Below are 11,013 nucleotides of genomic sequence, written 5' to 3' on the forward strand. Positions count from 1 at the left end.
CGCCAACGCTGGTCTTGATCAGAATTCGGATTCCTTGCAGATCATCTTCCGGGAAGGCACGCCCGCCCGGGATCCACAGGTTCTGATCATTGCTCAAGGTGCGGATGGGCCACCGCCAGCAGCTTATGGCTCAGCAGATAGGCATCCCCGATCTCCAGCACTGCTAGCCGCAAGGAATAGCCACTGGCGTCGTAGGACAGATAACCCAGGTATTCCAGGGTGAGGATGAATCGCCCCGCCGCGGTCCTGGCGATCCCGACGAACTCGGCAACATCCGAGACCGACAATGGCCTGTCCTGGCTGCTGATAGGCCTTCAGCACGGACAAAGCCCGGGCCAACGCCTCGACATGGCCCGGGTCGCTCTTCTTCAAAAGGGAGGCGGTCTCCGGGAGGCTTGGCCCTATCCGAAGCTATCTCATGGCGATGCGTTTAATGGCCCCCACTGGCGAGGATTACAGGCCAGACGGCGCTGGGCGGGCGGCTACCACTGCCACACCGGCAGATCTCGCCAGTTCTCTGCTGAACGGAATTAACATCTGGACAGCAGTTATGCGTTGTGCTTCACTTGCTGGATTACGGCGACCGTGCCGAGCTGCCGCATCTGGCCAGTCTGTTCGACATCGACAACAAGTGTGGCGGCGGCGTTGGCTTGCAGGAGGCAAACGCCTACCTTGAGCTGACCGCACCCGTGATGGCCCAAACATAAAGAGCTGAGGCTTCAGCCGTTTAGCAAACTATCGACAGATCCGAAAGACGAGGCCCTCCGATGATAAATGAAACGAGTACGGCTCCGAGACCAGGTGCGACCTCAAGGCTGCCCTTGCTGAACGGACACAGTATGCCGCGGATCGGCCTCGGAACATGGCCGATGCTGGACGCCGAATGCGAGCAAGCCGTCCGCTGTGCCGTGCAGACCGGCTACAGGCTGGTCGACACGGCCGTTCAATACCGCAACGAAGAAGCCGTGGGCCGCGGCATCAGAACCGCCGGCGTCCCGCGGGCGGAACTCTTTATTTCCAGCAAGTTCAACAAGGAGTCCCACAGCGTCGACGGCGTCCGTCGGGCGTACGACGAAAGCCTGCGGAAGCTTAGGGTCGACTATCTGGACATGTTCATGTGCCATTGGCCGGTGCCGGCGCTTGGCGCGTATGCGGAGGCATGGAAAGGCCTTGTAACCCTGTTAGAGGAAGGCGCCGTCAAGGCCATCGGCGTCTCCAACTTCAAGCCGGCCCACCTGAGGAAAATCATCGAAGCGACCGGAGTCGTTCCGGACGTCAACCAGATTCAGCTAAGTCCTGCTCTGGCGCGCACACAACCGCGTGCGGTCCACCGGGAGCTGGGAATCCTCACCCAATCCTGGAGCCCGATCGGCCGTGAATCCGGACTGCGTGCGAACCCCCTTGTGGTGGCCATCGCCGACCGTCTGAACAGGTCACCTGCCCAGGTCCTGCTGCGATGGCACATTCAGCAGGACCTGGTGCCCATCCCGCAGGCTTCGGACCCCGTCTGGTTGAGAGAGAACATCTCTGCGTTCGATTTCACCCTGACCGCCGACGACATGAACGATCTGGCCCGCCTGGATATGGGCGAAACTGCTGCGCGGGACTCAGATGCTGCGGAAAACGGTCACTGAATCCCGGCCAACGGACGCGGTCCGGCGGGGCCTCGGCCACTCGGCCGACTGGGGCCGTGGTGCCTCATGTCAAGATGCTCGCCAAATGATTCCTGCGTGCCTCATCTATTGTGCTCGCGAAAGTCTCATGCTGCGTGGGGTGCTTGGGAGTAGGTCTTGGCGGCGGCCAGCCGGATGAGTCGCTGCTGGATCTCGTTGATCCGGTTCGTCAGGCCGGCCAGGTCCAGACTGGCGTAGAGCTCGTCCAGGTAGTGACGTTGGGGTTCGAGCATGATCCCGGTGTCCTTGATCCGGTCTGCCGGGGTCCGCGGGTCGTCGTAGCTGCGCACTGACTTCCCCTTGCGGCTCAGGTGATATCCGGTGACTTTCTTGGTGGGCAGGAACAGGTTTTTGCGCAGGTTCACCAGCGGCCAGAGCTCGTTCAGGAGCCCCAATTCAGCATCGGTGTCGTAGCGGTAGTTGAACGCCGAGCGGCGGACGACGGCCTCGTTTTTCTGCTCCACGAACGGGTTGTCGTTGGAGTGGTGGGGCCGGGACCGGGTCATGCGGATGTTATGGGCATTGCACCAGGTAGTGACCGGATCGTTGAGGAATTCAGAGCCGTTGTCGCTATGGATGTGGTCGATGGGGTATGGGAATTCGTCCAGGATTTCATCCATCGCCTTGACCACCCATTTGGCGGCTTTGTTCTTGATCGCCCGGTTGCTGGTCCAGCCGGTGTACACGTCCGTGGCGGTCAGTGTGAATGCGTACTGGCCTTTGGCATTGTTGCCGCAATGCGCGACCGTATCGATGGCAACCAGGCCAGGCTGCCAGTCAATATCCGGGATGCGGGACATGATCGGGATCGACTCGGTGTACTGGTTCCGCCGCGACCTGGTCGTGGACTTCCCGTCCGGATACATCGAGAGCTTGAACGGTGCCAGCAGCCGGTCGATCGTTGCCGCGCTCATCGCCAGCAACTGGTCATGCACTGCGGGGCTGTAACGGGCCCGCACCCTCCCGAAAGCGCCAGCGCGGATATGGGCGTCCATGTTGGCCAGTGTGGTGCCCATGACCGCGGCCAGGTACTTCCCGCAGGGCTGCCCAGCCACGACCCAGACCTGCTGGAGCACCTTCACCGTGTCATAGCCATACGTCGGCGGTCTCGGCTTGCGCACCTCCATACGGGCCGGGCCCCGCCGCTTGAAGGCCCTGCCCAGCTGCCGCCGGGCATTCGCCCTCGACCAGCCCACCTCCGCCACCAACCGGTCCAGGATCTCGCCCTTGGCCTTCTTCGACGCCGCCACATACGCGCCGGCTTCCTTCTTAGTGATTTCCCTGCGCGCAGACAACGTCAACCCATACATCCCTCCAGCACACCAAAGCACCCGACCATGCACCAGAGATTTCGCGAGCATTTCCCAAATGAGCGTGCCAGCGCCGCTGCGCGCCGTGGGTGTCGAAAGTCCCTCTTGACGCACCTTGCCTCTGGTGAATCGGATGGCTCAGCGGGATGATGGTGGTGTCTGCCGTGTCCGACGCCGGTCGTTCCTTGGTGCTGTTGTTTGGCCCGTAAATGAGCGTGGTGCGGAGGGTTCCACGGGAACCGTGGATTGTTGCTGTGAGCACGAGTATTAGAGTCCTGATTTAATTCCACCCTCTACATGGCAGGCATCACCACCCATTGAAACAAGCAGGTTAGGAGGTGTCCCGTGGACTTGGTTCATGAACGTGCCGCGGGCATTGATATTTCCAAGGGTGACGCGAAGGTCGCCATCCGGTCCCCGGGCAAGCGTGCCGGGACTTTTTCCACCGAGGTCACCACCTGGGGTTCCACCACCAATCAGATCCTCGCCCTGCGGGACATGCTGGTCGCCGCGAAGGTCACCACGGTGGTCATGGAGGCAACCAGTGATTACTGGAAGCCGTTCTACTACCTGATGGAGGACCTCCTGCCAGTGATGCTCGTCAATGCGAAGGCGGCCCGCAACATTCCCGGGCGAAAAACTGACGTGTCCGACGCTTCCTGGTTAGCTCAGCTCGGTGCGCACGGGCTGCTGCGCCCTTGTTTTGTCCCGCCTCAACCGATCCGCGTACTTCGGGATTTGACCCGGGCACGAACCATCGCCACCCAGGACCGGACCCGGGAAGTCCAACGACTGGAGAAATTTCTGGAGTCTACCGGCCTTAAGCTCTCGGACCATGTTTCGGACCTGATGGGTGTCTCCTCCCGGGCCATGCTCAAGGCACTTATCAAGGGTGAGCGGGATCCGCAGGTGTTGGCTGACCTGGCTCGGGGGCGCATGCGCGTGCGGGTTCCCGAGCTCGTAGAGGCGCTGACCGGACGCTTCGAGGTGCACCATGCTTATCTTTGCAACATGCATCTGGAACGCATCGATTCCATCACTCGGTGCGTCGAGGAACTCACCACCCGCATCAACGAGGCGATGGAACCCTTTCAAACGGCACGGGAATTTCTAGCTACCATTCCCGGGGTCTCCACCCTCGTGGCCGATGTCATCATCGCCGAAACCGGGGCAGACATGAGCTCCTTCCAGAGCCCGGGCCGACTCGCATCCTGGGCGGGCCTAAGCCCAGGATCCAACGAGTCTGCCGGCCGGGCAAAGTCCACCAGGACCCGACCTGGGAACCGCTATCTCAAGGGCGCTCTGGGCGTCGCGGCCTTGTCGATTTCCAGAAACCCCAAGAACAGCTACCTCGGGGCACGCTATAAGAGACTCATTGTGCGCCGCGGCAAGATGAAAGCCATCGTCGCCACCCAACACTCCATCCTCACCGCCGTCTGGCACATGCTCGCGGACGGCGAGTGCTACCACGACCCAGGATCCGACTTCTTTACCAAAAAGGACCCCACCCGCACCAAGAACAACGCCATCCGCCGCCTCCAAGAACTCGGCTACAACGTCACCTTAAGTAACCAGGAGGCAGCCTGACCCACCTTACTTTCGTATTAGGCACGCACCCCATTTCGCGAGGAGCAATGATCAGAACCTGTGGATCCCGGGAGGACGCACCTTCCCGGATGATGATCTTTGACGAAACAGGATTCTGATCAAGACCAGCGTTGGCGCGCTGGCGGGAAGGCACGCCCGTGCTCACGGTAGTACACGAAGGCCGAGACCCGAACGAGGCCGGCGACGCCGCCGGTGCAGGCCGGTCGCTGCTCGATGAGATCGTTCGCGACGGTGCCCGGCAGATGCTCGCCGCAGCCCTGCAGGCCGAGGTCGCCGATTACATCGCCCGGCACGCCGGTGAAGTCGACGACAACGGCCACCGCCTCGTCGTACGCAACGGCTACCACACCGAACGCGACGTGATGACCGCCGCCGGTGCGGTGACGGTGAAGGCGCCACGGGTCAACGACAAGCGCATCGATCCCGAGACAGGCCAGCGTAAGAGGTTCTCGTCGGCGATCCTGCCGGCCTGGGCCCGCAGGTCCACCCAAGTGTCCGAGGTGTTGCCGCTGCTGTACCTGCACGGCCTGTCGACCAGCGACTTCGGGCCCGCCCTCGAGCAGTTCCTCGGCTCCGGTGCCGGCCTGTCGCCGGCCTCGATCACCCGGCTGACCGCGCAGTGGCAGGACGAGGCGAAAGCCTTCGGACAGCGGGATCTCTCGCAAGTCGACTACGTCTACCTGTGGGTCGACGGCATCCACCTGAAGGTGCGGCTCGAGCAGGAGAAACTCTGTCTGCTGGTCATGCTGGGGGTGCGGGCCGACGGACGTAAGGAACTCGTCGCCCTGGCCGACGGCTACCGCGAATCCACCGAATGCTGGGCCGATCTGCTGCGGGACTGCCGCCGCCGCGGAATGCGGGCCCCGGTGCTCGCGATCGGGGACGGCGCGCTGGGATTCTGGAAGGCACTGCGGGAAGTGTTCCCCGACACCCGCGAACAACGCTGCTGGTTCCACAAGCAATCCAACGTCCTTGCAGCACTCCCGAAGTCCGCGCATCCCGGCGCGTTGGCGGCGATGAAGGAGATCATCGGAGCCGAGGACATCGACAAGGCGCAGATCGCGATCGCGGCGTTCGAACAGGACTACGGTGCGAAATATCCGAAGGCAGTGAAGAAGATCGTCGATGACGCCGATGTGTTGCTCGAGTACTTTCGGTATCCGGCCGAGCATTGGGTGCATCTGCGTACGACGAATCCGATCGAATCGACTTTTGCGACGGTGCGGCTTCGGACCAGGGTGACCAAGGGTCCGGGTTCACGAGCGGCGGGGATGGCGATGGCCTACAAGCTGATCGAGGCCGCGCAGTCGCGGTGGCGGGCGGTCAACGCACCGCAGCTGGTCGCACTGGTGCGAGCGGGCGCGCTGTTCCACAAGGGCAAGCTCCTCGAACGGCCGGTCGACATCACCCCGGAACCCTCGCCCGACACTCCGGTGTCCGAGGTCGCCTGACGACCCCCGATCCACAGGATTTGACTATTCCTCTTTCGCGAGCACTTTAGATGAGTCTCGTCGGGGGCTTGACGAACGCCACACTTTAAGTCATTCTCTTTCTAAAAGAAACTATCTCTGATTACCAGAGATGACTGGCGTCTTGCCGGCCCGGACAAGGAGATCCATCAATGACTGACCACAGCGGCGTGATTCAGGATGTACGGCAGGGCATGATCCCTGCACACATTTACAACGACAAAGAGATCTTCGAGCTTGAAAAGGAGCGGGTCTTTGGTCGCAGCTGGCTTTTCGTCGCCCACGAATCCGAGGTGCCCGAAGCTGGCGACTACGTGGTGCGCCGCGTCCTGGAAGACTCATTCATCATTTCCCGTGATGAACATGGAGAAATCCGGGCACTGTTCAACATGTGCCTTCACCGCGGCATGCAGGTCTGCCGCACGGAGATGGGAAACGCTTCCCACTTCCGTTGCCCGTACCACGGGTGGTCCTACCGTAACGACGGCCGCATAGTCGGACTGCCCTTCCACAAAGAGGCATACGGCGGCGAAGAGGGCTTCAAGAAGCAGGGGCAGACGTTGCTGCCTGCTCCTTCCCTGGGCATCTACAACGGCCTTATCTTCGTCAGCCTGGATCCTGACGCAGAGCCGTTGGAGGACTTCCTGGGTGACTTCAAGTTCTACATGGACTACTACACGAAGCAAAGCTCCGGCGGGATTGAACTGCGCGGGCCGCAGCGGTGGCGGGTCAAGGCCAACTGGAAAATCGGAGCCGAAAACTTCGCCGGCGACATGTATCACACCCCCCAGACCCACACCTCCGTCGTCGAAATTGGTTTGTTCCGCGAACCAAAGGCGGAAAAGCGCAAGGACGGGACAACCTATTGGGCCGGCAACGGCGGCGGAACTACCTACAAGCTTCCCGAAGGAAGCCTGGAGGACCGCCTCCGCTACGTGGGCTACCCGGACGAGATGATCGCCCGCATGAAAGAGCAGTGGAGCCAGGAGCAGCTCGACGTCGTGGGCAAGGACGGGTTCATGGTGTCGGCGGCGTCGGTGTTCCCGAACATGAGCTTCGTGCACAACTGGCCACGGGTCGAAGAAGACTCCGATGAAGTGCTCCCGTTCATCTCCATCCGGCAGTGGCAGCCAATCAGTGAAGACGAGACCGAGATCGTATCGTGGTTCGCCGTCGACAAGAACGCGCCCGAAGAGTTTAAGGCACTTTCCTACAAGGCCTATCTCATGTGCTTTGGCAGCGGCGGCATGTTCGAGCAGGACGACGTGGAAAACTGGGTTTCCTTGACCAGCACCGCCGGCGGCCCGATGGCACGGCGCCTGCTGCTGAACAGCCGCATGGGCATGCTGGAAAACGGACAGAACGTCGTCGAACCCCTGACCCCCGAGCAGTACTCCGGCCCCGGCTCGACCCGCGTCGGATACAGCGAATACAACCAGCGTGAACTGCTCCTGCGATGGGCCAACCATCTTGAACGACCGATGGAAAAAGCGGCCCAGGTGCACGTCGGCAGCAATCCGGTGCAGGACTGTCCGTCTGACACCCCGGATTCTTTCCCGGCTCCCGCTGAGCACAACGGGCACGCCCCGGCAATGACCGTTTCGAAGGAGGGCTAGCCGTGGGTATTGAAGCCGTAACCGAACGCAGCAACAAATCTCTCTCGGAGCAGTCGGTGCTGGGAGGGCACGCCCCCCGTACTCAGAGGACGGGTGACTCCCTGCCGTTCAATGATGAACTTCATCTGCAAGCCCACAAGTGGCTTGTCGATGAATCCTATTTGCTCGACGCACAGGAGTACGACGAGTGGCTGAGCCGCCTCACGGACGACGTGCACTATCTCATGCCGGTGAGGGTGACCACTGCCCTCGGGGCCGGTTACAGCACGTCTCCCGGGATGGCGCACATGGATGAAAACAAGTACTCGCTGAGCCGCAGGGCGGCGCGCTTCGCCACGGAACACGCCTGGACCGAAGACCCTCCGTCGCGGCTGCGCCACTACGTCACCAACGTCCGGACGTTCCGTACCGGTAACCCGGATGAGATCATCGTGGATTCGGCGGTCCTGCTGTTCCGCAGCCGGGGCGACGTCCGCGAGGCCGCGACCGTGTCGGCAGGCAGGGAGGATCTGCTGCGCCGCACCGGCTCCGGCTGGCAGCTCGCCCGCCGCACCATCATGGTCGACGAGGCGGTCATCCGGATGCAGAATCTGGCCATATTCCTATGAAACTCGAATGGGAAGGCGAAGAGGAGGACCGCCTTGCCGCCATTCGAGCGGCGGAGGAGCGCGACCGGCTGGAAGCACGGGTCAACGGCGCTCCGATCGTGATCGCCAACGAATTCTCCGAAGTCCAGGTAAGCCGCGTCGAGACGCGGAACGGCTCGCGGCTGATGATCAAGTCCCCGCGCTCCGGCCAGTGGGTGTCCCTGTGCCCCCTGGAGCTGGAAGCCCTCACCTGGCAGGCGCCGGCAACCTTCTCGGCCATGATCGGGCATCCGTTCGGGCCGCTTGTCACCGAGGACGAGCAGCCGCCCCAGAACAAAAACAACATCTAGAGGCCAAGGAGATTGACAATGCCTACCGTAAAAGCAGATCTGCAAGCCTGCCAGGGCTACGCCAACTGCGTCGTTGGGGCACCCGACTACTTTGATCTGGATGACGACGGAATCGTTGTTCTCCTCAGGACCAAAGTTCCCGAGGCCGAGCGTTCCCGTGTCACCGAGGCTGCCCGCAGCTGCCCGGTGTCCGCCCTAGTAGTGGAGGACTGATGAACACGACCACAGTTATCGTCGGCTCCTCAACCGGCGGCGTGCGTGCTGCCCAGTCCCTGCGCCTGGAGGGGTATGAAGGCGACATCGTCCTCGTCGGTGCTGAGACGGAACTCCCGTACGACAAGCCGCCGTTGTCCAAATCCGTCCTCTCCGGCAAAGCAGAGGAGTCGTCCATCCGCCTCCTTACCCGCGAGCAGGCGGAGGAAGCCAGCATCCGGCTGCTGCTCGGGCACGCCGCCACAGGCATCGATGTCGCCGGAAACCTGTTGTACCTCCAGGACCACGAACCCCTACACTTCGACAACCTTGTGATCGCCACGGGCGCATCTGCCCGACCCTCACCCTGGGGCCAACGGCCCGGGATCCACGTGCTCCGTTCCCTGGACGATGCCCGGAAACTGCGCGCCGACCTCCTCAAAGGCGGGGAACTGGCAGTGATCGGCGCCGGTTTCATCGGTGCCGAAGCAGCCGCGACGGCACGTACGCTCGGTCTGGAAGTGACAGTCATCGACCCGATGCCCATACCAATGAGCCGCATCTTCAACGCCGAAATCGCACAGCTGTTTGGAGAACTCCACCGCAACAACGGCGTCACCACGATCTTTGGCACCGGAGTCGAGGCCATTGAGGGCGAGCACGGGTCCTTCAGCGTCAGGCTTACCAACGGCCAGACAGTACAAGCCGCCACCGTTCTCATCGGGATCGGCGCGGTTCCCAACGACGCCTGGCTGGCCTCCTCGGGACTGCTGGTGGACAACGGCGTCGTGCTGGACGAGTTCTGCAGGGCTGTGGACGCCCCGAACGTGTATGGCGTCGGCGACGTGGCGCGCTGGCGGCATCAGAAGCACGGTGCGGACATCCGGATCGAGCACTGGACAAACGCGGTTGAGCAAGCCTCATGCGTCGCCCACAACATCACCCATCCGGACAGTCCCCGCGAGTACACACCGGTTGAATACGTCTGGAGCGACCAGCACGACTGGAAAATCCAGGTCGTCGGTCGCGTGGGAGGCAACGCCGACCATGTCCTCATCGGAGACCCTGAGCTGCACGGTCGGTTCGCAGCGCTCTACACCACCGACGGAGTGGAACTGTACGGTGCCGCGATCGTGAACTGGCCGAAGGCCCTGCTTGCCTGCCGCCGCGGCATGGGATCAGGGATCGGCGTGCAGGAACTGCGCGACAAACTCGAGCTCCTGCTCGAGCCCCGGCCGACGGCGGCACTCTGATGCGGGGAAGTCAGCCGCCGGTGGTCCACGAAGAGCAACGGCAGGCCATCGCAATGGCCTGCCGGGTCCTGGCCGGCCGCGGCCTCGCCGACGGAATCCTCGGCCACATCAGTGCGCGAACGGGGGAGAACGAGCTCTTGGTCCGTTGCAGGGGTCCCAAGGAGCGTGGCCTCGCGCACACCGAAGCCAACGACATCCGGCTGGTCGACCTCGACGGCAATCCCGCCGCCGAAGGCGAGCTCGACAGCGGCTACACGGTCCCCAACGAGCTGCCTCTGCACACCGAGCTGCTGCGGCGGCGCCCGGATATCAACTCCGTTGTGCATGCCCACCCCCCGCAGGTCGTGGCCGCCGACTTGGCAGGGCTCGCTATCCGGCCGATCGTCGGGGCGTTCGACATCCCGGGCACCCGCCTGGCGGCAGACGGAATACCCGTCTACCCCAGAGGAGTGCTCGTGCGAAACCGCGAGCTCGCAGCGGAAATGCTCGACGCCATGGGCGATCGGCCCGTGGTGCTGCTGCGCGGACACGGCCTCACCAGCGCGGCGCCGACGATGGAGCAGGCGGTCCTCCAAGCCATCAGCGTAAACACCTTGGCAGGCCTGTCGCTTCAGATCACAGCAGCCGGAGGGCAGCTGCACGACCTTCCCGGTCCCGACATGGCGGAGCTGCCAGATCTCGGAGGGCCGTTCAACATCGCGACCGCCTGGCGACACGAGCTCGCCCGGCTGAGCGTCAGCCCATGAAGCCGGCCAGCGCGGCAGTGCCGACAGTCCCGCCGACGCTGGGTACGATACAAGGCATGCGATCGACAGAGACAGAAGACGGATCCAAATACGGTCCGCCGCCGCAATACCCCCCCCGCAGGTCGTGGCCGCCGACTTGGCAGGGCTCGCTATCCGGCCGATCGTCGGGGCGTTCGACATCCCGGGCACCCGCCTGGCGGCAGACGGAA

General features: G+C 62.8%; 12 protein-coding genes. 10 read left to right on the forward strand and 2 right to left on the reverse strand.

The window, feature by feature from the left end; translation table 11 throughout:
• Window positions 1–86: 86 nt before the first annotated feature.
• Window positions 87–308 (reverse strand): helix-turn-helix domain-containing protein, encoded by a 222-nt coding sequence (locus tag AB0876_RS33675; protein WP_080989707.1) that lies wholly within the window; start codon window positions 306–308, stop codon window positions 87–89.
• Window positions 309–557: 249 nt separating this feature from the next.
• Between AB0876_RS33675 and AB0876_RS33680 the strand changes: the two genes are divergently transcribed.
• Window positions 558–707 carry a hypothetical protein gene (locus tag AB0876_RS33680; RefSeq protein ID WP_157894436.1) on the forward strand — a complete coding sequence of 50 codons (150 nt, stop codon included), beginning with the start codon at window positions 558–560 and terminating at the stop codon, window positions 705–707.
• A gap of 60 nt (window positions 708–767) precedes the next feature.
• On the forward strand, window positions 768–1,634 hold the full coding sequence (locus AB0876_RS33685) for an aldo/keto reductase (protein ID WP_047040723.1): 867 nt from the start codon (window positions 768–770) through the stop codon (window positions 1,632–1,634).
• 125 nt (window positions 1,635–1,759) lie between these two features.
• Here AB0876_RS33685 and AB0876_RS33690 read toward each other — a convergent pair whose 3' ends face one another.
• The gene (locus AB0876_RS33690) at window positions 1,760–3,097 is read right to left on the reverse strand and encodes an integrase catalytic domain-containing protein (RefSeq protein WP_131721949.1); all 1,338 of its coding nucleotides are present in this window, start codon (window positions 3,095–3,097) and stop codon (window positions 1,760–1,762) included.
• A 231-nt stretch (window positions 3,098–3,328) separates the two neighbouring features.
• On the opposite strand from AB0876_RS33690, the gene AB0876_RS33695 reads away from it, so the two are divergent.
• The 8 genes from AB0876_RS33695 to phtC all read left to right on the forward strand — a co-directional run bounded on the left by AB0876_RS33695 (window position 3,329) and on the right by phtC (window position 10,804).
• Window positions 3,329–4,570: an IS110 family RNA-guided transposase gene (locus AB0876_RS33695; RefSeq protein ID WP_047040730.1), complete on the forward strand. Its 1,242-nt coding sequence runs from the start codon at window positions 3,329–3,331 to the stop codon at window positions 4,568–4,570.
• Window positions 4,571–4,728: 158 nt separating this feature from the next.
• The gene (locus AB0876_RS33700; protein ID WP_047040733.1) at window positions 4,729–6,042 is read left to right on the forward strand and encodes an IS256 family transposase; all 1,314 of its coding nucleotides are present in this window, start codon (window positions 4,729–4,731) and stop codon (window positions 6,040–6,042) included.
• A 170-nt stretch (window positions 6,043–6,212) separates the two neighbouring features.
• Window positions 6,213–7,676, forward strand: a complete 1,464-nt coding sequence (locus tag AB0876_RS33705; RefSeq protein ID WP_047040736.1) for an aromatic ring-hydroxylating oxygenase subunit alpha — start codon at window positions 6,213–6,215, stop codon at window positions 7,674–7,676.
• 8 nt (window positions 7,677–7,684) lie between these two features.
• Window positions 7,685–8,284 carry a 3-phenylpropionate/cinnamic acid dioxygenase subunit beta gene (locus AB0876_RS33710; RefSeq protein ID WP_095795377.1) on the forward strand — a complete coding sequence of 200 codons (600 nt, stop codon included), beginning with the start codon at window positions 7,685–7,687 and terminating at the stop codon, window positions 8,282–8,284.
• Window positions 8,281–8,613 (forward strand): hypothetical protein, encoded by a 333-nt coding sequence (locus AB0876_RS33715; protein WP_047040740.1) that lies wholly within the window; start codon window positions 8,281–8,283, stop codon window positions 8,611–8,613. The genes AB0876_RS33710 and AB0876_RS33715 overlap by 4 nt, the downstream gene beginning before the upstream one ends.
• An 18-nt stretch (window positions 8,614–8,631) precedes the next feature.
• Entirely contained in the window at window positions 8,632–8,826 is a 195-nt protein-coding gene (locus AB0876_RS33720; RefSeq protein WP_047040743.1) for a ferredoxin, read from the forward strand.
• Window positions 8,826–10,058, forward strand: a complete 1,233-nt coding sequence (locus tag AB0876_RS33725; RefSeq protein ID WP_047040745.1) for an NAD(P)/FAD-dependent oxidoreductase — start codon at window positions 8,826–8,828, stop codon at window positions 10,056–10,058. The genes AB0876_RS33720 and AB0876_RS33725 overlap by 1 nt, the downstream gene beginning before the upstream one ends.
• Complete coding sequence (phtC, locus tag AB0876_RS33730; protein WP_047040748.1) at window positions 10,058–10,804, forward strand: 3,4-dihydroxyphthalate decarboxylase; 747 nt, start codon at window positions 10,058–10,060, stop codon at window positions 10,802–10,804. The genes AB0876_RS33725 and phtC overlap by 1 nt, the downstream gene beginning before the upstream one ends.
• Window positions 10,805–11,013: the final 209 nt, after the last annotated feature.

This window comes from Mycobacterium sp. NPDC049093 (genome assembly GCF_040704635.1).
Classification (GTDB): domain Bacteria; phylum Actinomycetota; class Actinomycetes; order Mycobacteriales; family Mycobacteriaceae; genus Mycobacterium.

Excerpts from the sequence above, each read along its gene's own strand:
- AB0876_RS33715 (WP_047040740.1), top strand. The coding sequence starts at position 8,281 with ATGAAACTCGAATGGGAAGGCGAAGAGGAGGACCGCCTTGCCGCCATT.
- AB0876_RS33705 (WP_047040736.1), top strand. The coding sequence starts at position 6,213 with ATGACTGACCACAGCGGCGTGATTCAGGATGTACGGCAGGGCATGATC.
- AB0876_RS33720 (WP_047040743.1), top strand. The coding sequence starts at position 8,632 with ATGCCTACCGTAAAAGCAGATCTGCAAGCCTGCCAGGGCTACGCCAAC.
- phtC (WP_047040748.1), top strand. The coding sequence starts at position 10,058 with ATGCGGGGAAGTCAGCCGCCGGTGGTCCACGAAGAGCAACGGCAGGCC.
- AB0876_RS33685 (WP_047040723.1), top strand. The coding sequence starts at position 768 with ATGATAAATGAAACGAGTACGGCTCCGAGACCAGGTGCGACCTCAAGG.
- AB0876_RS33725 (WP_047040745.1), top strand. The coding sequence starts at position 8,826 with ATGAACACGACCACAGTTATCGTCGGCTCCTCAACCGGCGGCGTGCGT.